Consider the following 25,592-nt stretch of genomic DNA (forward strand, 5'->3'; position numbering starts at 1 on the left):
TGTTAACACTTCCTACAACGTGTACTTTAAAACGGAATATCGTCGTCCATATCATCGAAGTTGGTACTGCTCCGTGCTGGAGCCTTGCTACCGGACGGGCTGGGCGCATAGCTGCTCTCTTCCCTCTCCCCGCCTTCATAGCTGCCGCTGCCGGGCTTGGTGCCCAGCATCTTCATGTCGCTGGCAATGACATCGGTGGTGTAGCGTTCGACGCCTGCCTTGTCGGTCCATTTGCGCGTTTCCAGCCTTCCTTCTACATAGACCGGACGGCCCTTCTTGAGGTATTCACCCGCGATTTCCGCCAGCTTGCGGTAAAAAGTGACGCGGTGCCACTCGGTTTTTTCCTGTTTCTCACCGTTTTTATCCTTCCAGGTTTCGGTCGTGGCCAGGGTGATATTGGTCACTGCGTCGCCATTCGGCATATAGCGGGTCTCCGGGTCTTTACCGAGATTTCCGATGAGGATGACCTTATTGACTGATGCCATTACGCTTTTCCCCCTAATAGTTGTACAACACCTTGTTCGTCGAAGCCCCTCATGTCCACTTTGAGATATGCCACGCCTTCGCTTGCAAGCACGAGCGCCTCGTGCACGCCCGGCAGCGCCGCCAACTGGCGGGTCAACCCGCTGGCGGCCCCCGTATCCATTTCCTGCACATGATACATTTTGGTGCGCACCGCGGCGGGCGCTTTCATCGTGGCTGCAAACATCAGCCATAAGGCAAGGAGACTGCCGCAGAACCCAAACAAGGCAGAACTGCCAAAATGCTGATACAGATATCCGCCTGCGGTTGCGCCTACGAAAGTGCCGAGAAACTGCACGCTGCTATAGACGCCGATGGCGGTGCCTTTCGCCCCCACCGGCGCAATCTTGGAAATAAGCGAGGGCAACGTCGCTTCCAGCAAATTGAAGGCAGCGAAGAACACCAGCAACGCGGTCGCCGTGCCCCACAGTGAATTGAATGCGTACGCCAGCAACACTTGGCTCGCCAGCAGTACACCTACCGAAATGACGAATACCTGCTTGAGCTTGGCCTTCTTCTCACCATAAATGATTGCCGGGATAATCATCGCCATGGAGAGAACCAGGACCGGAAAATAGACTTGCCAGTGCTGGTCCGCCGCGAGTCCGGCGTTACGCAGCGACAGCGGTACGACCAGCCAGAGCGCCATCAACACTGCATGCAGCGCGAAAACGCCGAAATCCAGGCGCAGCAACTCGGGATCGTGCAATACATTATTGAAGCGACCAGGAACTGCCTCAGTATCGGAATGGAAGCGGCTGACGACCGGATCGGGAATGATTCTGTAAACCACCACCATGGCCAGCAGGGCGAGCACTCCGGTCATGACAAAAATCCCCGGCACCCCAATTAACCGGTTTAACGCCGGTGCAATAATCAGTGAAAGTGCGAAGGTGACGCCAATGGTCATGCCTATCGCGGCCATTGCCTTGGTGCGATGCTCTTCGCGGGTAAGGTCGGCGGCCAGCGCCATCACCGCTGCCGAAATCGCGCCCGAGCCCTGGATGATGCGGCCGAAAATAACCCAATAAATATCGGTGGCGCTAGCAGCAACAAAACTGCCGATGGCGAACAGGATCAAGCCGGCATAAATAACGGGTTTGCGTCCGAAGCGATCAGACAGCCAGCCAAACGGAACCTGCAGTATTGCCTGGGTCAGCCCGTACGCTCCCAGCGCGATGCCAATCAGCGCATAGTTGTCCCCGCCAGGCAAATGCTCGGCATAGAACGCGAATACGGGCAGGATGATGAACATCCCCAACATCCGTAACCCATAGATACTGGCCAGACCGGCGGTGGCGCGCAACTCTATCGGCGACAATTTCTCGGGAGGTAATGAGGAGGACATGAATCAGATTGGGAAAACGCGGAAACTTGCGTATATTAACAGGTTTGCTCACCGCTCAGGTAGAAGACCCTGTTGTACTTCATGGTCGCGCCGTCCGCAAAAATGATGTAAAAACGCTGGGCGATATGCGCGCAGAAAATGAGAAGGGTGGGAATGTCGAGAGGCATGGGCGTCAATTGGAAGGTCAATGGAACTGATTAGAATCCGCGGTGCACGCACGCACAATCTTAAAAACGTCAATCTCGATTTGCCCCGAAATAAGCTGGTAGTAATCACCGGCCTATCGGGATCGGGCAAATCCTCGCTCGCATTCGATACGCTTTATGCCGAAGGACAACGGCGCTATGTGGAATCGCTCTCCGCTTACGCGCGGCAATTCCTGCAACTGATGGAAAAACCCGACGTTGATCTGATCGAGGGGCTATCCCCCGCCATCGCAATCGAGCAAAAAGCGACCTCGCACAACCCCCGCTCGACGGTCGGCACAGTCACCGAAATACACGATTACATGCGGCTGCTGTTTGCCCGCGTGGGAGACCCGCAATGTCCCGACCACGGCATTACGCTTACGGCGCAAAGCGTGTCGCAAATGGTAGATCATGTCCTGCAACTGCCCGCCGATACCCGGCTGATGATACTCGCCCCGCTCGTGGTAGGCCGCAAAGGCGAGCAGATGGATCTGATCGATGAATTGCGGGCTCAGGGGTTCGTGCGGCTAAGAATAGACGGCGAGGTGTACGACATCGATTCCCTGCCGAAGCTTCAGAAAAATAAAAAGCACACCGTGGAAGTAGTGGTAGACCGTCTCAAAATCTCGCAAGATTCCAAGCAGCGGCTGGCGGAATCGTTCGAAACGGCACTGCGCCATGCCGATGGACGCGCCCTGGCCGTTGAAATGGATTCGGGCCAGGAACATCTTTTTTCCGCCAAGTTCAGTTGCCCCGTATGCAGCTATTCTCTGCCGGAACTTGAGCCGCGCCTGTTCTCATTCAACAACCCGATGGGCGCTTGTCCCAAGTGCGACGGGCTGGGGAAGATCACGTTTTTCGACCCCAAGCGGATCGTCGCCTTCCCGCACCTATCGCTGGCTTCCGGCGCCATCAAGGGCTGGGACCGGCGAAACCAGTTTTATTACCAGCTGCTGGCCAGCCTTGCGAGTCACTACGATTTTGATCTGGAAATCTCCTTTGAACAGCTTCCCGCGAATATCCAGGATATCGTCCTGAACGGCTCCGGCAGGGAAAAAATTTCATTTGCATATTTGAACGAAAACGGAACCCGGACTCATCGCAAACATACATTCGAGGGCATCATTCCCAATCTCGAGCGCCGGTATAAGGAAACCGATTCCGTCGCGGTACGGGAGGAACTGGCGAAATACCTCAATTCCCAACTCTGTCCCGAGTGCGCGGGTACTCGGCTCCGCCGGGAAGCACGCCATGTGCGGGTAGGAGGACAAGCGATTTATGAAATTAACGCATTGCCCCTAAAAGAGGCAAAAACTTTTTTCGACCAGGTGACCTTGACGGGCCATAAGCATGCCATCGCCGAAAAGATCGTCAAGGAAATTTGCAGCCGTATCTTGTTCCTCAATAACGTCGGACTGGATTACCTGTCGCTTGATCGCTCCGCCGATACGCTCTCCGGCGGAGAGTCCCAGCGCATTCGCCTGGCCAGTCAGATCGGGTCCGGTCTGACTGGCGTAATGTATGTGCTGGATGAGCCATCTATCGGACTCCATCAGCGGGATAACGGCCGCTTGCTGCAGACTCTGAAGAACCTTCGTGACTTGGGCAATAGCGTTATCGTGGTGGAACACGATCAGGATGCGATCCTTACCGCCGATCACGTGGTGGACATGGGTCCGGGCGCAGGCGAGCATGGGGGATCGGTTATAGCCGAAGGAACACCTCAGGCCATTCAGAAGAATAATCGCTCACTGACAGGGAAGTATCTTTCGGGCCAGCTGGCCATCCCTATGCCCCAAACGCGTACCGAGCCAAAAAGCGATCGGTGGCTTAAAATCGAGGGTGCCTCCGGCAACAACCTGAAAAACGTTAATCTCAACCTGCCGGTGGGGCTGTTCGTGTGCGTAACCGGCGTCTCGGGCTCAGGGAAATCCACCCTCATCAATGAAACGCTCTACCTGGCCACCGCCCGCCATCTCTACGGCAGCGCTGCCGAGCCGGCGCCGTACCGCAACCTGGACGGGCTGGCTTTTTTTGATAAGGTCATCAACATGGACCAGAGCCCCATTGGGCGTACGCCGCGCTCGAACCCGGCCACCTACACCGGCTTATTCACCCCGATTCGCGAGTTGTTTGCCGGCGTGCCGCAGGCGCGCGAGCGTGGCTATGGGCCCGGCCGGTTCTCCTTCAATGTTAAAGGCGGGCGCTGCGAGGCCTGTCAGGGGGACGGCGTGATCAAGGTGGAAATGCATTTTCTCCCCGATATCTATGTTTCATGCGATGTATGCCATGGCAAGCGCTATAACCGCGAAACCCTGGAAATTCAATACAAGGGGAAAAACATCAACGAAATTCTCCAGATGACGGTTGAATACGCGCATGAATTTTTCAGCGCTGTGCCAGTGGTCGCGCGCAAGCTCCGGACCCTGCTGGATGTGGGTCTTGGCTATATCACCCTGGGGCAATCCGCGACCACGCTTTCCGGTGGGGAAGCCCAACGGGTGAAGCTGTCGCTGGAACTCTCAAAACGCGATACCGGTCGCACTCTTTATATTCTGGATGAGCCCACCACCGGCCTTCATTTTCAGGATATCGATCTGCTCTTGAAAGTTCTGCATCGGCTGCGCGACCATGGAAACACGGTGATAGTAATTGAGCACAACCTGGATGTGATTAAAACCGCCGATTGGATCATCGACCTTGGGCCCGAAGGCGGTGAAGGTGGTGGCGAAATCGTGGCCCAAGGCACACCTGAGGAAATAGCGGCAGACGAAAATAGTTTCACTGGTCAGTATCTGCGGGCGACGCTCAATTCGCAACTGCAGCCACAAACGTGACCACGGCGGTTATCACTGGACGGATATGGTTCAACATGACGCCTGTGCACTCCTGCTCCGCAGCTTCGAGGCCGCGGTTGCCGCCGCCGATCCGCTGCGGATCGTGCCCTTGCATTTGCCCAGCATCCTGGCGAGACCGCCAGCGGGCCGCACCCTCGTGGTTGGTGCAGGCAAAGCAGCCGCAGCGATGGCCCTTGCGGTGGAGCGTCACTGGCCGGAGACTGCGTCGCTGGAAGGGCTCGTCCTAACCCGCTACGGCCACAGCTTGCCCCTTGACCGAATCAAGGTCATCGAAGCGGGTCATCCGCTGCCCGATGAGCACGGGGAACAAGGCACCCGGACAATTTTGGCTGAGGTGGAGAAACTTGGGGCCGACGATCTGCTCTTATGCCTGCTTAGCGGCGGCGGCTCAAGTTTGCTGACCTTGCCGGTTGAAAACGTAACGCTGAATGACCTTAAAAAGGTTACGGCCGAATTGCTCCGCTGCGGCGCGGCAATTCAGGAGATAAATACGGTGCGTAAACATCTCTCCGCCATCCAGGGCGGTAGACTCGCAGCCGCAAGCCAAGCGCCCGTTCTGGCATTGATCATCTCAGACGTCACTGGGGATGATCCCACCCACATCGCATCCGGCCCCTGCGCACCAGATCCGACAACCTACTCGGATGCGCTCGAAGTCATCGAGGGCTACAATATTGACGTGCCTGCGGCCGTGATGGCAACTTTGCAGGCCGGCGTAAGAGGCGAACTCGACGAAACTCCGAAACCAGGTAGTCCGGCTTTTGAACGCGTGGAAAACCGGGTGATTGCGACGGCGCGCGATTCGCTCCTGGCGGCGGCGGAGTATCTGGCTGCACAGGGCATCGACGCTGCGATACTGGGCCACGCGGTAACTGGCGAAGCGCGCGACGTCGCCAAGGTTTTCGCGGCTTTAGCGAAACACGTCCGCCAGTACCAGCAACCGTGGAAAACGCCGGCAGCACTGATCTCCGGGGGCGAGACGACGGTAACGATCGATGATAAGAATCGTGGCGGGAGGGGTGGACGCAATACCGAATTTCTGCTTTCGCTCGCCGTCGAACTTGGCGGTATGGAGAATACCTATGCTCTTGCCGGCGATACCGATGGCATTGATGGGACAGAAAACAATGCCGGTGCGATCGTTACGCCGCATTCATTGCGAGACGCAAAGCAAAAGGGCCTCGACGCAGCAGTGCTGCTTGCAACCCATGATGCTTACGCTTTTTTTCAGGAGCTCGATCATCTGGTTCTTACCGGCCCGACCCGCACCAATGTTAACGACTATCGGGTAATACTGATATTGTAGGGCGATACCGGTAAATCGACGATGCACTGAATATGCGACCCATGTCACAAAATCGTAATGTTGTTTAAATATCATGGCAATATGTAAAAAGTCGCATAATCGAAATTCTGAGTGAATGCAAGGATCGATCTGATGGCAGCAAGAATACTGGTTGTAGAAGATGAACCGGCAATCCAGGAATTGATCGCATACAGCATGCGGCAAGCAGGACATTCGGTTTTTTCCGCAAGAAGCGCGGAAGAAGCGATGGAAATCGTCAATGATGAACTGCCCGATCTGTTGCTTCTCGACTGGATGCTGCCGGGAATGAGCGGGGTCGATTTTGCCCGCATGCTCCGGCGGGCATCACGCACCAAAACAATCCCCATCATCATGCTTACCGCTAGGGCCGAGGAAAGCGACAAGGTAGCGGGTCTGGAGATCGGCGCCGACGACTACCTCACCAAACCTTTTTCGCCTCGCGAACTGCTCGCCAGAATTAAAGCCGTGCTCAGGCGGCGGTCGCCGGAGGCCGCCGACGATATAGTCGAGATTGGCGGGCTGCGGCTTGATTCCGCCAGCCACCGGGTCACGGCCAATGATAGTGAAGTGACGCTTGGGCCTACCGAATTCCGGCTGCTGCATTTTCTAATGACTCACACGGAAAGGGTACATAGCCGGACCCAGTTGCTCGATCAGGTCTGGGGCGATCACGTATTCGTCGAGGACCGTACCGTAGATGTCCACATTCGGCGGCTTCGCAAGGCGCTGGAAGCAGTCAGCAAGGACGGATTGGTGCAGACTGTCAGAGGTTCAGGATATCGAATGTCCGCGGGATAATGGCTAATTTAGGTTAAACAATGACCCACCCTTACTCTTCCCGCTAATTCAGTGAGCGGTTTCTGGGAGCGTGTTGCGAACGCTGTCCTGATTGCTGTTGTGACCGGGATGCTCCTGGCAACTCTGGGGGCTGTCACCACACTGGTGATCTATGTCACGGTTCTGCTCGTGCTTGTCGTTCGTCACCGGCGCTATCTGACGATCCTCGACCGATGGCTCCAGACGGACGGTTCTGTTCTGCCGAATGCTTCTGGCAAATGGGGAGACGTATTCGCGCGCTTGATGCGCCTCGTACGCGAGCAGAGCCGAACCTACCAGCATATCAGTTCCGCCCTGGAGCGCCTTCAACGTGCCACCTCAGCAATGCCCGAGGGCGTGGTCATTCTCGATGAGATGGACCATATCGAATGGTGCAACCCCGTGGCGGAAAAACATTTGGGGATAAGCTCCGGTACGGATACCGGCCAGCATATCACGCATCTGGTGCGTCACACCCAATTTGCCGAATACCTGGCGGCCCAGAATTACGCCGAGCCTCTGGTTATAAAACAACCTCGGCACCAGGGGCTGATCCTTTCCCTGCAGTTTGTACCTTATGGCGATAAACAGAAACTGCTGCTCAGCCGCGATGTGACCCAATTGGAAAGAATTCAGATCATGCGCCAGGATTTTGTAGCCAATGTCTCGCACGAGCTTCGCACCCCCTTGACTGTGATTGGCGGATTCTTGGAAACGCTGTCGGATCATAGCCCGTCCGATCCTGAAACATTCAAGTGGGCGTTGGGCCTTATGACCGACCAGACCAAGCGCATGCAGAATCTGGTTCAGGATCTGTTAACCCTGTCGAGGCTGGAGGATACGCAAAACCTGATTCGGGGGGAGAGAGTGGATGTTCCGGCAATGTTGCGCAAGATTTACGACGAGGCGCTCTCCCTTAGCTCAGGTCGACACCACATCAGCCTGAATCTCGAGACTGGCACGCAGTTGCTGGGCAGCACGGATGAGTTGCGGAGCGCCTTCACCAACCTCATAAGTAATGCAATACGCTATACCCCCGACAACGGCAATATCAGTTTGAATTGGACTACTCGCGATGGACAGGCCGTCTTTTCCGTGCAGGACAACGGCATAGGTGTCGAACCCGAACATATCTCTCGTCTTACGGAAAGGTTTTACCGGGTAGACCGGGGACGTTCTCGCGAAACCGGCGGCACCGGTCTGGGCCTAGCCATCGTCAAGCACGTGCTGAGTTGCCACCAGGCGAAGCTCGAGATCGTCAGCGAGCCCGGCAAAGGAAGCTGCTTCAGTGCATGGTTTCCCCCGGTGCGGCTCGTGACGCCGGAAGGCGACCACGCGTGTACAATATTGACAAACATTTGAATAAGCGCCGTCCATGACGAGAGGCAATGCGAACGTGTTCATGTACGCATGCATGCCGTGAAATATTTCAGACCTTTATGCCCAAACCTTCGCCAGACCTTACCGAAACCACAGTCAGCAGCCGGAATGTATATGACGGGGAACTTCTGCGCGTCCGCGCGGATCTCGCCCGATTGCCCGATGGGAAAGTAGCGGTACGGGAATACATCACCCATCCAGGCGCCGTCGTCATCATACCGCTGCTCGACAATGGTGAACTGGTGATGGAGCGCCAGCACCGCTATCCCCTGCATCGGGATTTTTATGAACTTCCAGCGGGTAAAATTGATCGTGGAGAAGATCCGCTGCAGTGCGCGCAACGCGAGTTGCTGGAAGAGACGGGTTATACCGCGAGCAAATGGCGTTACGTCACGACGCTGTACCCATGCATTGGTTATTCCGACGAGAAGCTGATGTATTACCTTGCGGAAGGCCTCATCTTCACCGGCGCTAGCCTTGATGAGGGAGAGCACCTTGAGGTATTCACCCTGACCCTGCCAATGGCACTGGATTGGGTAAAAACCGGAAAAATTACCGACAATAAAACTGTTTCCGGACTATTCTGGGCCGATAAGCTGCTGCGCGGCGAGTGGTAACGTTCCTTTCTATCGAGAGCCCCTTGCACGTAGGCTTTGTGCGGGGGGGACCCCGCCCTGCTTTGTGTATCGCATAGTCGGCTCATCCTGGTGCTTTGTGCTCGTTTCAACCGCGCGTGGAGCAGCCGGATTACGCTCCCTCAAGCCTTTTAGGCGGTCTTGACAGAAACCGAAAAAAATTATTCGGCAAAAAATTCCCGCACCTTGTCCATCCAAGACTTTGCGCGGGGATTGTGCCGGGAGCGGTCTTCCTGGTTGAGCGCTTCCAGTTCCTGCAATAACTCCTTCTGGCGAGAGGTGAGTTTGACCGGCGTCTCGACCACCACGTGACATAATAGATCACCGGGAGCATTGCTGCGCACGCCTTTAATTCCCTTACCGCGCAAACGGAAAATTTTTCCGCTCTGAGTTTCGGCGGGAATTTTGATTTTGGCATGACCCTCAAGTGTCGGTATCTCAATTTCCCCACCCAGCGCGGCGGTAGTAATACTGATCGGCATTTCGCAGTGAAGGTCATTGTGATCTCGCTGAAAGACCTGATGGGGCGCCAGCTGAATGACTACATACAGGTCGCCTGGTGGTCCATTGTTAACACCAGCTTCCCCTTCTCCAGTTAATCGGATACGGTCTCCTTCATCCACCCCCGCCGGGATTTTCACCGACAGGGTTTTATGGTGCTTGACGCGGCCCGCTCCCCCGCACGTATGGCAAGGACTCGCAATAAACTTGCCGCTGCCGTGGCATTTGGGGCAGGTCTGTTGAATGGAGAAAAAACCCTGCTGCATTCTTACCTGGCCGTGCCCATTACAGGTGGGGCAGGTAATGGGCGAAGTCCCGGCCTTAGCGCCGCTTCCATGGCACGTGCCACACACATCCATGGTGGGAATTCGAATCTTGGTCTCAGTTCCCCTTGCCGCCTGTTCCAGCGAAATTTCAAGGTTATAGCGTAAATCCGCGCCGCGATAGACATTGCCTTGTGCCCGGCCACCAAAAAGGTCGCCGAATATATCGCCAAATGCGTCGGCAAACCCCTGAGCCCCTGCCCCACCCATATTAGCATCCACACCAGCGTGTCCGTGCTGATCATACGCGGAGCGCTTCTTCACATCCGACAGTATTTCGTAAGCTTCCTTGGCCTCCTTGAAATGTTCTTCCGATTTCGGATTATCCGGATTGCGGTCCGGATGGTATTTCATCGCCAGCCTGCGATAGGCCTTTTTGATCTCATCTTCGCTGCAGTCGCGGTTAACGCCCAGCACATCATAATAATCGCGTTTGCTCATGTCGTTTTCGTGTAATCGGGAGGGCGCAGAGTATGCACTAGCGTGAACTGCTCCGCGTATTCCAAATAATGTTAAAACGCAGGACGCGGAACGGGTGAAACCTCGAACAAGTCCGAGAGGGCTTGTTCCGAGGCTTCTCTATCCTTCCCGCATCGCTGCGCCTTGATGTTCTGATGCTTATTGTTCTTATTTCTTGTTTTTTACTTCCTCAAACTCGGCATCCACGACTTCGCCTTCTACTGGTTTCTCACCGCCGCCGTGAGGGGCAGATTCCCCGCCAGGCTGACCCTGCCCCTGCTGTGCCTGCTCTTGCGAATACATCTTCTCAGCCAGCTTGTGCGAGGCCTCGGTCAGCGCCCGAGTCTTGGCCTCGATAGTGTCCTTGTCGCCTGATTTCAGAGCCTCTTCCGCTTCTTTCAGCGCAGCTTCTATTTTGGCTTTTTCATCATCGGACAATTTATCTCCATACTCCTTCAAGCTTTTCTGAACAGAATGTATCACAGCGTCACATTGGTTGCGGGCGGTGATCAATTCCATCGCCTTGTGATCTTCCTCGGCGTGCGCCTCCGCATCCTTGACCATGCGCTGCACCTCGTCCTCCGACAGACCCGAGCTTGCCTGAATCTTGATCTTGTTCTCCTTACCCGTCGCCTTGTCCTTGGCAGAGACATGCAATATGCCATTCGAATCAATATCGAATGTAACCTCGATTTGCGGCAGACCGCGCGGGGACGGTGGAATATCGCTCAAATTGAACTGGCCCAGGCTCTTGTTGCCGGATGCCATCTCCCGCTCCCCTTGCAGCACATGGATGGTAACGGCCGTCTGATTGTCATCGGCCGTGGAAAACACCTGTTGCGCCTTTGTGGGGATCGTGGTGTTTTTCTGGATCAATTTCGTCATTACCCCGCCAAGTGTTTCAATGCCCAAGGATAACGGCGTCACGTCCAGCAACAGCACATCCTTCACCGCCCCCTGCAATACGCCGCCCTGAATGGCCGCGCCGACCGCCACCGCTTCGTCCGGGTTGACATCCCTGCGAGCGTCTTTGCCAAAAATTTCTCTGACCTTGTCCTGTACCTTCGGCATGCGGGTCTGTCCACCCACCAGAATCACGTCGTCGATCTCAGAAGTCTTGACGCCCCCGTCCTTGATAGCGATGCGGCAGGGCTCAACCGTCCGGTCGATCAAATCTTCAACCAGGCTTTCCAGCTTTGCCCGCGTGATTCTCACCGCGAGGTGCTTCGGACCTGAGGCATCAGCCGTAATATACGGCAGGTTGACTTCAGTCTGCTGGCTTGAGGAAAGTTCAATCTTGGCTTTTTCCGCCGCATCTTTTAAGCGTTGGAGAGCAAGCATGTCTTTTTTAAGATCGATGCTGGTTTCCTTTTTGAACTCATCCACAAGATATTCGATGACCCGTGCATCGAAATCCTCACCTCCGAGGAAGGTGTCACCATTGGTAGCCAGAACTTCAAACTGATGTTCGCCTTCCACTTCCGCGATCTCAATAATGGAAATGTCGAAGGTGCCGCCGCCCAGGTCGTACACGGAAATCTTGCGGTCGCCCTCTTTTTTATCCATGCCAAAAGCCAAAGCTGCCGCGGTTGGCTCATTGATGATACGTTTGACGTCCAGGCCCGCGATGCGTCCCGCGTCCTTCGTCGCTTGACGCTGTGAATCGTTAAAATACGCGGGGACCGTAATGACCGCTTCGGTTACCGCTTCACCCAGATAATCCTCCGCAGTTTTTTTCATTTTGATCAGCACTTGCGCGGCAATTTCCGGCGGTGCAATTTTCTTGCCACGGACCTCCACCCATGCATCGCCATTGTCAGCCTTGACAATCTTATAGGGCACCATTTTGATGTCCTTTTGCACTATTTCTTCCTCAAAGCGCCGGCCGATCAAGCGCTTTATCGCGAACAACGTGTTCTTTGGGTTGGTAACAGCCTGCCGTTTGGCGGCAGCACCCACCAGAATTTCACCGTCTTCCGTGTAAGCCACGATGGAAGGCGTCGTACGCGCTCCCTCTGAGTTCTCTATTACCTTGGGCTTGCCGCTTTCCATGACGGCCACACAAGAGTTCGTGGTACCGAGGTCAATACCAATAATTTTTCCCATGATTTATCCTTGAATTAGTTAGATCTGAATATCCGTCTGCGCGAAGTATGTGTTGTGGTGTAAGAGATGGGGATTAAGGTCCAAATTTCAAGTTTCTTTGGACTTCGAAACCGTGACCAACGCAGGGCGGATAACACGATCGTTTAACATGTATCCCTTCTGCATTACCTGGACCACAGTGTTGGGAGGCAGGTCGGAGTCTACCGTAGACATGGCCTGATGCAGATGCGGGTCGAATTTGTCCCCCTTTTGCGGATTGATTTGCTTGAGGTTGAACTTTTCAAAAACCGAGGTGAGCTGCTTCAGCGTCAGCTCCATGCCGCTTTTGAAGTTGTCAACGCTTGCCTTCTCCACGCCCAAAGCCGCTTCGAGACTATCCATGACTGAGAGCAACTCCGTTGAGAATTTATCGATCGCGTATTTATGGGCATTTGCAACATCGATCTGGGCGCGTTTCCTGGTATTTTCCGCATCGGCCTTGGCACGCATCCACGCGTCGTGATGCTCTGCTGCGTCGAGTTCGGCCTTCTTTAGCATCTGTTCGAGACTCGGGATCGTTTCCACTGCCGGCTCCGAGGTTTTATTCTCGTTGGTGCCTGCTTCCGGCGTTGCAGCTTCGCTCAGGGCTGAGGTCAATTCGGGTTGATCTGGTTTGGACTCTTCTGTGTTTGTCATTGGTTTCCTCCTGGTTTCTGGTTCCTATGGATTCTCTAAACAGTCCTTCGCGGCAACGTGTTGATCGCGGTATGCCTTCTCAGGCTCGTATCGAAGAGGTACATCAAGCCGTTGGCCAGTGGCCAACCGATGAAGCGGGGACCCGGCAGCGGACTGGCGCCCCGCGTAGAATTATTTAGTGATCCGTGCCATATCGGGACGGTTCTTCCAATTTCAAGGCTGAAATCTGTTGATCGCCGAGTCTCGCAAATATCAGGAGTTTACCTGCTTTCAACCTCTATTTTTTTGCTCAATGTAACTGCGGCGCCGATATAATTCTGGGGAGTCAGAGCGCGCAAGCGATTTTTTTCGTCCGTGGGAAGGTCGAGGCGCTCAATGAAACTGTGTAGAGTCTCTTTAGTGATACCGCCTTTGCCGCGCGTCAACTCCTTTAATTGCTCATATGAATCCGGTATGCCGTAGCGCCGCATCACAGTCTGGATAGGCTCCGCCAAAACCTCCCAGGCATTTTCCAAATCTAGCGCCATCCGGTCCCGGTTTAGTTCCAGCTTGCTCAGTCCCTTGCTGCACGATTCATAAGCTAATAGCGTATGCCCCAGCGCGACGCCCATGTTGCGCAGCACAGTGGAATCAGTCAGGTCCCGTTGCCAACGCGAAATTGGTAGCTTTTCACTGAAATGCCTCAGCAGGGCGTTCGCAATGCCGAGATTACCCTCGGAGTTTTCAAAATCGATCGGGTTGACCTTGTGTGGCATCGTTGATGAACCAATTTCATCTTTTTGCGTTTTTTGCTTGAAATACGCCAGAGATATATATCCCCAGATATCACGGTTAAAATCAAGCAAGATAGTGTTAATGCGTGCATAGGCGTCGAACAGCTCGGCCATGGCGTCATGCGGTTCGATTTGGGTCGTGTAGGGATTGTATTTGAGGCCGAGTTTTTCAACAAAGGCCTGCGCAAACCTTTCCCAATCAATTGCGGGATAAGCGGCCAGATGAGCGTTATAGTTTCCAACGGCGCCATTTATTTTTCCAAGAATGGGCACTGCGGCGAGCTTTTCCCGTCCTCGAGCCAACCGATAAGCGAAGTTGGCGATTTCCTTACCAGCCGTCGTGGGAGTAGCGGGTTGTCCATGAGTACGTGCAAGCATGGGCACATCCCCCATTTCACGCGCCATTTCGACCAGTTTGCCGCTAATCTTCGCCAGCATGGGTAGCATCACTCTGTCACGGCTGTGCATCAGCATCAATCCATGAGAAAGGTTGTTGATATCTTCGGAAGTACAGGCGAAATGAATGAATTGCGCGCTTCGCACGATCTCGACATTCCTTGCTAGGCGCTCTCTCAGCCAGTATTCGACCGCCTTGACATCGTGATTGGTGCGGGATTCGATGAGCTTGACCTCTTCCGCGCCGCCCTCGTCAAAGTTCGCCGCGATGCTGTCCAGTTGGTCAACAGAAGCCGGAGAAAGCGGCTCCGCGTCGACGATATCGTTATCCTGGCTCAGCGCTTTTAACCACTCTATCTCCAACCGAACACGATAGCGGATCAGCGCGAATTCACTGAAATACGGTCTCAGCGCAGATACTTTGGCGCCGTATCGCCCATCCAGAGGCGAGAGGGCGGTAAGGAACGACGAATTCATATTTTTACCTGGTTTCTAGTGAACTGCCGGTATGACACGCGGACCCTCCACCTGGTTAAAAATGCCTTGAGCAACGCCGGCCAAGCCATTGCATTTTATCATAGCGTTTAGACCCAACACCTCAACAAAACTCTTGCAAACGGGAGTGCGCCTTGGGGAAATGTTGCCGGCAGGGACTACGACACTTCTCCCGATATTTCCGGAATCCGGGCAGACTATGCACTGGCATGGGGAAAGCCGATATAATGCCGCCTGATAAATTCTCCAAAGGCTGGCCATGAAGCTGATCGGATCGCTCACGAGCCCTTACGTGCGCAAGGCGCGCATTGTACTGGCTGAAAAGCACATTGGTTACAATTTTGAACTGGAAGCCCCTTGGAACACGGATACACACGTACCCGACTACAATCCGCTCGGCAAGGTTCCGGTGCTGATTATGGACGACGGCACCAGTCTGTTCGATTCAAGAGTCATCGTTGAATATCTCGATAACATCAACCCGGTATCCCGCCTCATTCCCGAATCCAACCGGCGCCGGATCATGGTAAAACGCTGGGAAGCGTTGTCTGACGGCATATGCGACGCCGCCGCGGCGATATTCCTCGAGCGCAAGCGTGCTGAAACCCAGCAAAACGAGGAGTGGATTTCGCGCCAGCATAAAAAGGTGACCGGGGGCCTTGAAGCCGCCGCCCATGAGTTGGCAGACAAAAAATGGTGCGACGGGAATGTTTATACGCTAGCTGACATCGCGCTGGGTTGCGCGCTGGGTTACCTGGCTTTTCGCTTTCCCGAGATCGAATGGCGCACGAATTTCCCCAATCTTGCCGACCTCTCCGACAGGCTTGAAAAGCGGAACCCGTTTCTGGAAACGGCGCCACGAGATTAAGAAAACAGCCTGTATTACGCAACCGAACTGCTGAGCGAACGCAATCGACTCTCTGGAACACAAACTTACTTAGTGTTTCCAAAGAAACCTAATACTGATCGCTAATTACTCCACCGCCAAGACACACCTTGCTCTCATAAACAACCACCGATTGTCCAGGCGCCACAGCCCACTGAGGCTGGGCGAATTCAATCCTGCATTCCGTTTGGTCGAGTTGCGTAATAGCGCAGGGCGCATCAGCCTGGCGATAGCGGATCTTAGCGCCATAGACCCAGTTGCAATGGGGCGCATGGCCACTTATCCATGTCACCTCGGTGGCGGTAAGCGAGGGCTTGAACAGATCAGGATGATCATGACCCTGTACCACCGTCAGAATATTCCCCACCACATCCTTGTTTGAAACAAACCACGGTTCACCATCTCCATCCCTCGTCCCGCCGATGCCCAACCCCTGCCGCTGACCGATTGTGTAGTACATTAGGCCGACGTGCTTGCCCATCACATTGCCTGCAGGCGTTCTCATGTCCCCGGGATCATTCGGTAAATAACGGCTGAGAAATTCTCTGAAAGGCCGCTCGCCGATGAAACATATCCCAGTGCTGTCCTTCTTGGAAAAGTTCGGCAAGCCGTAATCTTTCGCAATCCTGCGTACGTCGCGCTTGTAAAGATGCCCGATGGGAAACAAGGTCCTGCATAACTGTGCCTGGTTCAAACGGTAGAGGAAATAACTCTGGTCCTTGGTGCCGTCCTCGCCTTTCAATAATTCAAATACGCCTCTTGTCTCACGCACCTGGGCATAATGCCCGGTCGCGATATAGTCGGCGCCAAGCCCGTCCGCGTGCTGAAGAAACGCCTTGAACTTGATCTCAGCGTTACAAAGTACATCCGGGTTCGGCGTTCTCCCTGCCTTGTATTCCGCAAGAAACTGGCTGAATACGCGCTCCTTGTATTCAGCCGAGAAATTCACGGCCTCCAGCGGAATACCAATGATATCCGCCACCGATACAGCATCAATCAAATCTTGACGGGATGAGCAATATTGCTCCGTATCGTCGTCTTCCCAGTTTTTCATGAAAAGACCGATTACATCGTAACCTTCCTGTTTTAACAGCAGAGCCGCGACCGATGAATCAACCCCGCCGGACATGCCGACCACCACTCGCCCTTTGCTCATTGATCAGGTAGGAAATTGGGTTTAGTCACGGGTTGAATCACGCTGCAGGATTGAGATGTAAACAGGAGATGACCGGGAAATGAACGCTCGAAGGCAAGAGCTCTTCAGCTGTAATGAACTAAAATGTCTAGGGAATAGCGCTTCCCGGCCAGATGATCGTCAATACATCGCATCACGAGAGGACTACGGTGGCAATAAGCCATCTCGCGGATTTCGTCCACTCCGAACCACCCCGCGCGTAATATTCCTGCATCAAGCGCGCGATTGGGATCATGATCCGTGACCGAACCGCTAAAGGCAAACCGGAGAAAAGTCGTGTTGTCGGAGCTCGAATGCCAGCGATAAACGCCCAGCAACCATTGTGGCGCGAAAGTGTAACCTGTCTCCTCAAGCGTTTCTCGAACTGCGCCCTGAATAATTGATTCGCCCGGTTCAAGGTGTCCCGCTGGCTGATTGAACAGAATGCCGTTGCAGGTTTGTTCCTCTACCAGCAAGTATTTTCCCTCTTGTTCGACCACAGCAGCAACGGTCACATTTGGTTTCCAGATCGTGTTAACTTGGGGTACTCCTCATTTTACGCCAAGACCGGTGAAAACTCTTCTCGCACCTCGTCCTGACATCGAACGCCAATCACAGTCGGCCAAGTACAAGAGGCCACCTGCGCGGTGATAGTCGATGATAGGTTATGCAAGCGTGCACCGGCGAGCGTCGGATTTTACTGCAAAACGGTCGCGAAGGTGCGATCAGGGACGAGTTGAGCTAGGGAAACTGCTTTATTAAAGCTAATCGGGAGATGAGCTTTCCAAGCAGGATTTGCAGTTTGGTTGCCAGAAATGAGAGCTGGCAGAAGGATATTTCGACAGCGGCATGACGCAGCATATTAGCCCTTCGCGTGCAAACACGGATAAAATAACGGGCTTCTCGAACCCTTCGTTTTTTAAAAAATTGACCGCTGCGTCGGGCGCCGCCAGCACCATAACAATTCTTGGGAGATATCATGTTCCAGCACATTAGCACGCCATCCAACGGCACGAAAATTCGTGTAAACGCAGATTTTACCCTGAGCGTGCCGGATAGCCCCGTTGTTCCGTATATCGAAGGCGACGGGATCGGCGTGGATATCACCCCCGTAATGATACGCGTTGTTGATGCAGCGGTTAGTCGAGCTTATCGAGGAAAGCGCAAGATTTCCTGGATGGAGATATACGCCGGCGAGAAAGCCACGCGGATTTACGGTAACAATGTTTGGCTGCCGGATGAGACCTTGCAAGCTGCCAGAGAGTATGTCGTCTCCATCAAGGGGCCGCTGACCACTCCGGTGGGTGGCGGTATCCGCTCCATTAACGTCGCGCTGCGTCAGGAGTTGGATCTATATGTATGCCTTCGTCCTGTGCGCTACTTCCAAGGCGTCCCCAGCCCGTTAAAAAACCCCGAAAAGACAGACATGATAATTTTCCGGGAGAACTCCGAGGACATCTATGCCGGAATTGAGTGGGAAGCCGGATCGGAGAACGTAAAGAAAGTCATTCATTTTCTGATGACTGACATGGGTGTCAGCAAGATCCGCTTCCCGCAAACATCAGCCATAGGAATCAAGCCTGTCTCCCGGGAGGGTACAGAACGATTGGTGCGCAAGGCAATACAGTACGCCATCGATAATGGCCGCAGTTCGGTAACGCTGGTGCACAAGGGCAACATCATGAAATTCACCGAGGGCGCCTTCAAAAACTGGGGGTATGAACTTGCCGCCAACGAATTCGGCGCGAGGCCCCTTGATGGCGGGCCATGGATGAAGTTGTCCGACGATAAGGGAGGAGTGATTATCAAGGACGTGATTGCTGACGCCTTCCTGCAACAGATTTTACTGCGTCCGGAAGAATATGACGTAATCGCTACACTGAATCTGAACGGCGACTACATTTCCGACGCGTTGGCGGCGCAGGTAGGAGGCATTGGCATTGCACCCGGAGCAAACTTAAGCGATTCCATCGCAATGTTCGAGGCAACCCACGGTACCGCGCCGAAATACGCAGGCAAGGATCAGGTTAACCCGGGCTCTATCATTCTCTCTGCGGAGATGATGTTGCGACACATGGGCTGGACTGAAGCAGCAGATCTGGTTATCGCGGCGATGGAAAAAACCATTCAGGATAGAATAGTCACGTACGATTTTGCGCGACTGATGACCAATGCGCAAAAAGTCTCATGTTCGGCGTTCGGTCAGGCGCTGATCGACCGAATGTAGCGTTTTTGCGAAGGGTCCGGCGTGAAAGCTGAATGGCGATTGTTGAGACCTGCGAGGGACAGTCCCATCTAAGGCTTACGGCCACGGTTAAGGAAACAGAAGGGCTGCCAGCGGGGATGCTATCCCCGCGAAGGTAACCGGATAATGCGGAAAGTAGGTCCTGCAGAAGCTCTGGTTCTGCGGGAAACTTTGCGTCTGAACTGGTCCATCCGGAGGTGAAAAACCCCCTGCCGGGCAGGCCGGCAAGGAGCTTTACATAATTCTGTAATTGATTACAAACTGGTCGCGGCTTCACCACGCCAGCATGAGACCATTAAGCAGATTGAATATTTGATGCCTGTTTGCCCTTCGGTCCCTGCGTGACTTCAAAGGAAACTTTTTGACCTTCCTTTAGTGTCTTGAACCCGGACATATTTATTGCGGAAAAGTGAGCGAACAGATCTTCACTGCCATCATCCGGAGTGATAAAACCGAAACCCTTGGAGTCATTGAACCATTTTACTGTACCAGTTGCCATTTTTGCTTCCTATAAAAAAACGGGCCGGAAACCCGAACACTGTTTGAGTTTCAAGACCGCAAACGGCTGTAACCGGTACTGCAGAGAACTTGAAGCCAAACGCCAAGAGTTGTTTTACGCAAATCCGATGTTCAAGTCAAGTACTCGGCGCACTTATTTTGCACAAATGCAACAGAATAATTTTCTCAAGGTACTTGAATATTTCTGCGCAATCATCAAATATTAGAGTGCGTACACCAGTAGAGAGCGATTTGTTCCGTTTTATTTTTTCACTCGAACTGATGCCTAGTGAGACTAGAAGCATGGCAAGCGAAAATCAAGGAGATGTTGTACTGGAGGCTGAAAAGAGTAAACTCAAGCCGCCACCCATGTTTAAGGTAATATTGTTGAATGATGATTACACGCCTATGGATTTCGTCGTGATCGTGTTACAAAATTTTTTTTCGATGAACCGCGAACAGGCAATGCAAATCATGCTCAAAGTCCATATGGATGGGGCGGGGATATGTGGAGTTTATCCCAATGATGTGGCTTCCACCAAGGTCGCACAAGTGGTCACATTTGCGAGGCAGCATCAACATCCGCTACAGTGCGTGATGGAGGAGACCTGAAATGATTGCGCAAGAACTAGAAGTCAGTTTACATATGGCGTTCGTGGAATCGCGACAGAAGCGGCATGAGTTTATCACGGTCGAGCATCTGTTGCTGGCAATGCTCGACAACCCCACCGCTGCCGAGGTGCTCCGGGCTTGTTCGGTTGACATAGAAGACCTGCGTCGGCTGCTGACGGAACATGTTACCGAGAATACCCCGACGGTGGGCGGAACCGGCGAAGTTGATACACAACCTACGTTGGGATTTCAACGCGTAATACAGCGTGCGATCCTGCATGTTCAGTCTTCGGGTAAAAAAGAAGTTACGGGGGCGAACGTACTGGTAGCGATATTTGGGGAGAAGGATTCCCACGCAGTTTATTTTCTTCATCAGAAGGGTGTTACGAGGCTGGACGTCGTCAATTATATTTCGCATGGCATCAGCAAGGTGCCTCAGGGCAGCACGGCTAAATCGGAAAGCGAAGGCGACACTGAGCAGGAGCTTGGCTCAGGTGGAGCACTGGAAAGCTACGCTGTAAATCTCAATTCGCTGGCGATCGCCGGTAAGATCGATCCACTGATCGGGCGTGAAAGGGAATTGGAACGGCTGATACAAACGCTTTGCCGTCGCCGGAAGAATAATCCCCTTCTCGTTGGCGAAGCTGGGGTAGGCAAAACCGCGATAGCCGAAGGATTGGCACGTCGAATAATCGAAAACGACGTCCCGGAGATTCTCGCGCGCCATCAAGTATACGCCCTCGACATGGGAGCGCTCCTGGCGGGAACGAAATACCGGGGGGATTTCGAGCAACGCCTGAAAGCAGTGCTGAAGCAGTTGCTGGACAGCTCTAACGCCATCCTTTTCATTGATGAGATTCACACACTCATTGGTGCCGGGGCCGCGTCTGGAGGCACGCTGGATGCGTCCAATTTGCTAAAACCGATACTGAATACCGGCCAACTCAAATGCATCGGCGCAACCACGTACAGCGAATATCGCGGTATTTTCGAAAAGGACCATGCATTATCGCGGCGTTTCCAGAAAATCGATGTACTCGAGCCCAGCGTCGATGAAACCGTCGCCATACTGCGCGGTTTGAAGGCACGCTACGAGGCTCATCACGGCGTTAAATATACGGCAATCGCGCTTACCACGGCAGCAGAGTTGTCAGCACGCTTCATAAATGACCGGCATTTGCCCGATAAAGCGATAGACGTCATAGACGAAGCCGGAGCCGCCCAGCGCGTCCTGCCGAAATCGAAGCAGCGCAAGGTAATCAGCAAACATGAAATCGAAGGCATTATCGCCAAAATCGCGCGGATTCCAGCGCAAAACGTCTCTAGCGATGACCGTAGTACACTGAAAACGCTGGATCGGGACCTGAAAGCGGTAGTGTTCGGGCAGGACAAGGCGATCAATGCTCTCACCGCGGCAATTAAAATGGCCCGCAGCGGTTTAGGCAATCCCCAGAAACCCGTGGGATCCTTCCTTTTCTCGGGCCCCACTGGCGTCGGTAAAACTGAAGTGGCGCGGCAGCTCGCTTACGCACTAGGCATTCACCTGCACCGTTTCGACATGTCGGAATATATGGAACGGCATGCCGTTTCACGCCTGATTGGCGCACCGCCGGGATATGTCGGTTTCGATCAGGGCGGCCTGCTCACCGAGGCCATCATAAAACAGCCCTATTCGGTACTGCTGCTGGATGAAATTGAAAAAGCTCACCCTGATATTTTCAATATCCTGCTGCAGGTAATGGATCACGGCACGTTAACGGACAACAACGGCCGCAAGGCGGATTTCCGCAACGTGGTGATTATCATGACCACTAATGCTGGTGCCGAATCGCTTTCAAAAGCCACCATAGGCTTCACAACGGCGACACAGGCAGGGGACGAGATGGCTGAAATCAAGCGGATGTTCACGCCCGAATTCAGGAACCGGCTGGACGCGATCATTTCATTCGGATCCCTGAATACGGACGTGATTCTACGAGTGGTGGATAAATTCCTGATGCAACTCGAAGCGCAGTTGCATGACAAGAAAGTGGAGGCAACGTTTACCGAGGCACTGAGGGACTATCTCGCGCGCAACGGCGCTGATCCTCTCATGGGTGCTCGTCCCATGGCCAGACTGATTCAAGATACTATTCGCAGCGCCCTTGCGGATGAATTGCTGTTTGGCCGGCTCGCTAATGGTGGCAGGGTGACAGTGGATATAGACGCCGACGACAAGGTTAAACTCCAGTTCGAGGAGGAGGCTGCTGCAGCTTTATAGCAGGCGGTGCAACGACGGAGAAGGGCAAGAAAAAAGGCGCCGCGAGCGCCTTTTTTCTTGCCAGGCTATTCCTCATCCCGGCTAGTTACTACTGTTTTCATACTTAAACGACAGGTTAACCCTCGCGCGATATGCAGCTACCTTACCATCTTCAATTACCATATCGAGTTTTACAATTTCCGCAACTCTCAGGTCCCGTAAAGTGTTGGAGGCTGTTTCGACGGCGTTCTTGGCCGCATCTTCCCAGGATGTCTTGCTGGTTCCGATTAGTTCCGTTATTCGATAAACGCTATCTCCCGCCATGATTCTTCTCCTTGTTCTATAAACAAGCATTTCAAAATAAGCACGTCGGCAAACCCAGCTTATTCCTGATTTGCCGCCTTTCAGTTTAGGCTAGCTCCCGCAAATTGCAATCACGCCCGGGAAAGACATTAGAACCTTATGGGCCTCCCGACTCAGCGCAGTGGTAGGAGAGGATAACCCGAACCGTGGAGAGCGGGAAGACGGTTCAAATCATATGCCGCAAGTACTATTAGCCCGCGGTTACTCGCTTATTGATATAGCCAAGCGCTGCTTCCACCTGATCGATAAGAATGAGACATAACTCGCCCGCTTTTAAGTTAGCGAAAGCAGCGTCGATGGCAACGAATTCCCCCCGGATTTCCTTTACATCGCGCGCACGCTTGGCCTTCTCCAGACCCTGCCGCAGGAGGCCCAGCACTTCTCCATCCGCCCGCCCCCGCTGGCATTTATCCTGATAAAGCACCACCTCGTCGAAAGCATCGCCAAGAATTTCCGTTTGCTGACGTATGTCCTCGTCGCGACGATCCCCCGCACCACTGATGACCACTGAACGTCGCTTGGCCGGTATCTTATCAATGGCATTAACCAATGCCCGGATCGCGTCCACGTTGTGGCCATAGTCCGCAATCAATGTAGCACCGCGATGGCTGAAGAGATTGAAACGCCCGGGCGCGGTTTCCGTATCGCTAATGAAATTTTTCAACCCGGCGCGGATGGTTTCCCAATCCAGGCCAAGCCCCCACCCGGCGCCGACTGCGGCCATCGCGTTTTCGATCTGGAATGCGATGGCGCCATTCTGCGTAAAAGGAATGCTCGCTACCGGAATGCGATGTTCAACGCCGGCTTCCGCAGCAACTATCCAACCTCCATCGAGATAGATGACACGCTTGCGTTGCGCCCGATGTTTCGCTATGACCGCATTGTTGGGATCGCGCGCGAAGAAAGTAACCGAGCCCGGGCAATACGGAGCCATGCCGGCTGCCAGCGGGTCCGCGGCGTTGAGCACCGCGACGCCGACGCCAGGGGTAACGTTTTGCACAACAATGCGCTTCACCGCTGTCAGATCTTCCACTGTGTTGATGTTGGAGAGACCGAGGTGATCACCCCTGCCGATATTCGTCACCACTGCGACATGACAGAGGTCGAAGCCCAACCCTTCTCGTAGCAGGCCGCCCCGCGCCGTTTCGAATACGGCCGCGTCGACATCGGGATGAAGAAGAACCTTTTTCGCACTCTTGGGACCGCTGCAATCACCGCTGTCGATGCGCTTCCCTTCAATATAAACTCCGTCGGTACTCGTCATACCGACCCGCAGCCCCTGGTAGTTAAGGATACTGGCGATGAGGCGAACCGTCGTGGTCTTGCCGTTGGTCCCTGTGACGGCAACAACCGGGATGCGTGCGTCATCGCCCGGTTTGAACATATTCGAAATAATCGCTTCCCCCACGTTGCGCCGTTGGCCAAACGAAGGCTGCAAGTGCATGCGAAGACCGGGAGCCGCATTAATCTCGATAATGACGCCATGCCCCTCCAGCGGATTCGACACGCTATCGCAGACAACGTCAACCCCGCATACGTCGAGACCGATGACTTGCGCAGCCGTTTCAATACGAGCAGCAAGCTGGGGATGGACATCATCGGTAACATCGATCGCCGTCCCACCGGTTGAAAGGTTGGCATTATTACGGAGGGGAACGCGCACTCCGTTCGCCGGAATGGAGTCTGCCGTTAATCCCTGGTCCGCCAGATGAGAAAGGGCAACTTCGTCGAACTGAACTTTTGTCAGTGTGTTCGCGTGTCCCTCACCTCGTCTGGGGTCGCGATTGAGCTGCTCCACTAATTCACTGATACTGTGCACGCCATCGCCGATCACCTGGGGTGGATCGCGCCGTGCAGCGGCAACCAACTTATTGCCGACCACCAGCATCCGGAAATCGCAACCCGGGATATAACGCTCAACCAGCACTTCACCGCTGATCTCCGCTGCCAGCGCATATGCCGCTTCAACTTGCGCCTGCGTGATAAGATTCACGCCCACTCCCCGCCCCTGGTTGCCATCACGTGGCTTGACAACGACCGGGCCCCCTATCTCACACGCAGCCGCCCATGCGTCGGCCGCATCCGCGACCGGTCTGCCTGTTGCCACGGGAATCCCTGCGGCGCTCAACAGTGATCTGGTCAGTTCCTTGTCCTGCGCGATTGATTCTGCAATAGCGCCGGTCAAGCTGGTTTCGGCGGCCTGGATGCGCCGCTGTTTGCTTCCCCAGCCAAATTGAACCATGCTGCCGTCAGTGAGGCGGCGGAAAGGAATACCGCGATCCACGGCGGCATGCACGATCGCGCTGGTACTCGGCCCGAGGCGTATTTCTTCGTTCAGTTCGCGTAATTGTTTCACTGTCCCAGCAAGATCGAAAGGAATACCTGCCGCTGACGCGCGGCAAAGAGCTTGGGAAAGTTCAATGGCAAGGCGGCCTACCGCTTCTTCGCTGTACTCTACAATAACCTGATAGGTGCCGGGTTCCAGCGTCTGGACGGTCTTGCTGAACTCTACCGGGCAGCCTGCTAGTATCTGCAAACCGAGCGTGGTGCGCTCCAAAGCATGCGCCATGGTTATAGGGCCGTACTGACCGGTCGCCTGGAACAGATTAAGATCCGGCAACCACTTGCGCAAACGTTTCGCGAAATCGGGGATTCCGCTGGTGAGGTACTCGGCATCGTCGCATGATACCACCGCTTCTATCGCCGTCTTGTGACTCCACAAATTGGGACCGCGCAATGCGCGGATGCGGGACACTTCCATCAATTGTTCTCC

Annotated in this window: 20 protein-coding genes; 9 read left to right on the plus strand and 11 right to left on the minus strand. The window is 54.1% G+C overall.

Translation table 11 applies throughout. The annotated features are described in order from the left end of the window. Positions 1-26 precede the first annotated feature (26 nt). Together ssb and R5L00_RS04095 are read right to left on the minus strand one after the other, a co-directional pair. Entirely contained in the window at positions 27-485 is a 459-nt protein-coding gene (gene ssb, locus R5L00_RS04090) for a single-stranded DNA-binding protein (RefSeq protein ID WP_317653491.1), read from the minus strand. Continuing rightward, the gene (locus R5L00_RS04095; RefSeq protein ID WP_107692135.1) at positions 485-1,870 is read right to left on the minus strand and encodes an MFS transporter; all 1,386 of its coding nucleotides are present in this window, start codon (positions 1,868-1,870) and stop codon (positions 485-487) included. Before R5L00_RS04095 ends, ssb begins: the two co-directional genes overlap by 1 nt. 187 nt (positions 1,871-2,057) lie before the next feature. Here R5L00_RS04095 and uvrA point away from each other — a divergent pair, with 187 nt between their 5' ends. From uvrA to R5L00_RS04120, 5 genes are all read left to right on the plus strand, one after another. Then, positions 2,058-4,895, plus strand: coding sequence for an excinuclease ABC subunit UvrA (gene uvrA, locus R5L00_RS04100; protein WP_317653493.1), 2,838 nt, complete (start codon positions 2,058-2,060; stop codon positions 4,893-4,895). 25 nt (positions 4,896-4,920) lie between these two features. Next, positions 4,921-6,222: a glycerate kinase gene (locus R5L00_RS04105; protein ID WP_107692132.1), complete on the plus strand. Its 1,302-nt coding sequence runs from the start codon at positions 4,921-4,923 to the stop codon at positions 6,220-6,222. A gap of 132 nt (positions 6,223-6,354) precedes the next feature. Further along, positions 6,355-7,041, plus strand: coding sequence for a phosphate regulon transcriptional regulator PhoB (gene phoB / locus R5L00_RS04110; RefSeq protein ID WP_107692769.1), 687 nt, complete (start codon positions 6,355-6,357; stop codon positions 7,039-7,041). 51 nt (positions 7,042-7,092) lie between these two features. Beyond that, positions 7,093-8,421: a phosphate regulon sensor histidine kinase PhoR gene (gene phoR / locus R5L00_RS04115; RefSeq protein WP_317653495.1), complete on the plus strand. Its 1,329-nt coding sequence runs from the start codon at positions 7,093-7,095 to the stop codon at positions 8,419-8,421. A gap of 77 nt (positions 8,422-8,498) precedes the next feature. Further along, entirely contained in the window at positions 8,499-9,056 is a 558-nt protein-coding gene (locus tag R5L00_RS04120) for an NUDIX domain-containing protein (protein ID WP_107692130.1), read from the plus strand. A gap of 179 nt (positions 9,057-9,235) precedes the next feature. Here the strand turns inward: R5L00_RS04120 and dnaJ are convergent, their stop codons facing one another. From dnaJ to purB, 4 genes are all read right to left on the minus strand, one after another. Next, positions 9,236-10,339, minus strand: a complete 1,104-nt coding sequence (gene dnaJ, locus R5L00_RS04125) for a molecular chaperone DnaJ (RefSeq protein WP_317653496.1) — start codon at positions 10,337-10,339, stop codon at positions 9,236-9,238. A gap of 186 nt (positions 10,340-10,525) precedes the next feature. Then, positions 10,526-12,463 carry a molecular chaperone DnaK gene (gene dnaK, locus R5L00_RS04130; RefSeq protein ID WP_107692128.1) on the minus strand — a complete coding sequence of 646 codons (1,938 nt, stop codon included), beginning with the start codon at positions 12,461-12,463 and terminating at the stop codon, positions 10,526-10,528. Between the two features lie 87 nt (positions 12,464-12,550). Further along, entirely contained in the window at positions 12,551-13,138 is a 588-nt protein-coding gene (gene grpE / locus R5L00_RS04135; protein WP_317653497.1) for a nucleotide exchange factor GrpE, read from the minus strand. A gap of 260 nt (positions 13,139-13,398) precedes the next feature. After that, positions 13,399-14,784 carry an adenylosuccinate lyase gene (gene purB, locus R5L00_RS04140; RefSeq protein ID WP_107692126.1) on the minus strand — a complete coding sequence of 462 codons (1,386 nt, stop codon included), beginning with the start codon at positions 14,782-14,784 and terminating at the stop codon, positions 13,399-13,401. Between the two features lie 277 nt (positions 14,785-15,061). Here purB and R5L00_RS04145 point away from each other — a divergent pair, with 277 nt between their 5' ends. Continuing rightward, entirely contained in the window at positions 15,062-15,670 is a 609-nt protein-coding gene (locus R5L00_RS04145) for a glutathione S-transferase (RefSeq protein WP_107692125.1), read from the plus strand. Positions 15,671-15,758: 88 nt separating this feature from the next. Here the strand turns inward: R5L00_RS04145 and mnmA are convergent, their stop codons facing one another. Both mnmA and R5L00_RS04155 read right to left on the minus strand, forming a co-directional pair. Continuing rightward, positions 15,759-16,844 (minus strand): tRNA 2-thiouridine(34) synthase MnmA, encoded by a 1,086-nt coding sequence (mnmA, locus tag R5L00_RS04150; RefSeq protein WP_107692124.1) that lies wholly within the window; start codon positions 16,842-16,844, stop codon positions 15,759-15,761. A 104-nt stretch (positions 16,845-16,948) separates the two neighbouring features. Continuing rightward, on the minus strand, positions 16,949-17,377 hold the full coding sequence (locus tag R5L00_RS04155) for an NUDIX hydrolase (protein ID WP_317653499.1): 429 nt from the start codon (positions 17,375-17,377) through the stop codon (positions 16,949-16,951). 464 nt (positions 17,378-17,841) lie between these two features. Here R5L00_RS04155 and icd point away from each other — a divergent pair, with 464 nt between their 5' ends. Beyond that, positions 17,842-19,089: an NADP-dependent isocitrate dehydrogenase gene (gene icd, locus R5L00_RS04160; protein WP_107692121.1), complete on the plus strand. Its 1,248-nt coding sequence runs from the start codon at positions 17,842-17,844 to the stop codon at positions 19,087-19,089. Positions 19,090-19,402: 313 nt separating this feature from the next. Here the strand turns inward: icd and R5L00_RS04165 are convergent, their stop codons facing one another. After that, on the minus strand, positions 19,403-19,606 hold the full coding sequence (locus R5L00_RS04165; RefSeq protein WP_004174375.1) for a cold-shock protein: 204 nt from the start codon (positions 19,604-19,606) through the stop codon (positions 19,403-19,405). 302 nt (positions 19,607-19,908) lie between these two features. On the opposite strand from R5L00_RS04165, the gene clpS reads away from it, so the two are divergent. Continuing rightward, positions 19,909-20,217 (plus strand): ATP-dependent Clp protease adapter ClpS, encoded by a 309-nt coding sequence (clpS, locus tag R5L00_RS04170; protein WP_107692119.1) that lies wholly within the window; start codon positions 19,909-19,911, stop codon positions 20,215-20,217. Position 20,218: 1 nt separating this feature from the next. Continuing rightward, a complete protein-coding gene (gene clpA / locus R5L00_RS04175; protein ID WP_317653502.1) occupies positions 20,219-22,477 on the plus strand; it encodes an ATP-dependent Clp protease ATP-binding subunit ClpA in 2,259 nt (752 codons plus the stop codon). Between the two features lie 81 nt (positions 22,478-22,558). Here the strand turns inward: clpA and R5L00_RS04180 are convergent, their stop codons facing one another. Both R5L00_RS04180 and cphA read right to left on the minus strand, forming a co-directional pair. Beyond that, positions 22,559-22,780, minus strand: coding sequence for a dodecin family protein (locus R5L00_RS04180; RefSeq protein WP_107692117.1), 222 nt, complete (start codon positions 22,778-22,780; stop codon positions 22,559-22,561). A 229-nt stretch (positions 22,781-23,009) separates the two neighbouring features. Continuing rightward, a complete protein-coding gene (gene cphA / locus R5L00_RS04185) occupies positions 23,010-25,580 on the minus strand; it encodes a cyanophycin synthetase (RefSeq protein ID WP_317653503.1) in 2,571 nt (856 codons plus the stop codon). Positions 25,581-25,592 lie beyond the last annotated feature (12 nt).

The organism is Nitrosospira sp. Is2 (assembly GCF_033095785.1).
Lineage (GTDB): Bacteria > Pseudomonadota > Gammaproteobacteria > Burkholderiales > Nitrosomonadaceae > Nitrosospira.

Bases quoted from the DNA above. Each gene is read 5' to 3' on its own strand.
- ssb (WP_317653491.1), bottom strand. From the start codon at position 485: ATGGCATCAGTCAATAAGGTCATCCTCATCGGAAATCTCGGTAAAGAC.
- R5L00_RS04095 (WP_107692135.1), bottom strand. From the start codon at position 1,870: ATGTCCTCCTCATTACCTCCCGAGAAATTGTCGCCGATAGAGTTGCGC.
- uvrA (WP_317653493.1), top strand. From the start codon at position 2,058: ATGGAACTGATTAGAATCCGCGGTGCACGCACGCACAATCTTAAAAAC.
- R5L00_RS04105 (WP_107692132.1), top strand. From the start codon at position 4,921: ATGGTTCAACATGACGCCTGTGCACTCCTGCTCCGCAGCTTCGAGGCC.
- phoB (WP_107692769.1), top strand. From the start codon at position 6,355: ATGGCAGCAAGAATACTGGTTGTAGAAGATGAACCGGCAATCCAGGAA.
- R5L00_RS04120 (WP_107692130.1), top strand. From the start codon at position 8,499: ATGCCCAAACCTTCGCCAGACCTTACCGAAACCACAGTCAGCAGCCGG.
- dnaJ (WP_317653496.1), bottom strand. From the start codon at position 10,339: ATGAGCAAACGCGATTATTATGATGTGCTGGGCGTTAACCGCGACTGC.
- dnaK (WP_107692128.1), bottom strand. From the start codon at position 12,463: ATGGGAAAAATTATTGGTATTGACCTCGGTACCACGAACTCTTGTGTG.
- grpE (WP_317653497.1), bottom strand. From the start codon at position 13,138: ATGACAAACACAGAAGAGTCCAAACCAGATCAACCCGAATTGACCTCA.
- purB (WP_107692126.1), bottom strand. From the start codon at position 14,784: ATGAATTCGTCGTTCCTTACCGCCCTCTCGCCTCTGGATGGGCGATAC.
- R5L00_RS04145 (WP_107692125.1), top strand. From the start codon at position 15,062: ATGAAGCTGATCGGATCGCTCACGAGCCCTTACGTGCGCAAGGCGCGC.
- mnmA (WP_107692124.1), bottom strand. From the start codon at position 16,844: ATGAGCAAAGGGCGAGTGGTGGTCGGCATGTCCGGCGGGGTTGATTCA.
- icd (WP_107692121.1), top strand. From the start codon at position 17,842: ATGTTCCAGCACATTAGCACGCCATCCAACGGCACGAAAATTCGTGTA.
- R5L00_RS04165 (WP_004174375.1), bottom strand. From the start codon at position 19,606: ATGGCAACTGGTACAGTAAAATGGTTCAATGACTCCAAGGGTTTCGGT.
- clpS (WP_107692119.1), top strand. From the start codon at position 19,909: ATGGCAAGCGAAAATCAAGGAGATGTTGTACTGGAGGCTGAAAAGAGT.
- clpA (WP_317653502.1), top strand. From the start codon at position 20,219: ATGATTGCGCAAGAACTAGAAGTCAGTTTACATATGGCGTTCGTGGAA.
- R5L00_RS04180 (WP_107692117.1), bottom strand. From the start codon at position 22,780: ATGGCGGGAGATAGCGTTTATCGAATAACGGAACTAATCGGAACCAGC.
- cphA (WP_317653503.1), bottom strand. From the start codon at position 25,580: ATGGAAGTGTCCCGCATCCGCGCATTGCGCGGTCCCAATTTGTGGAGT.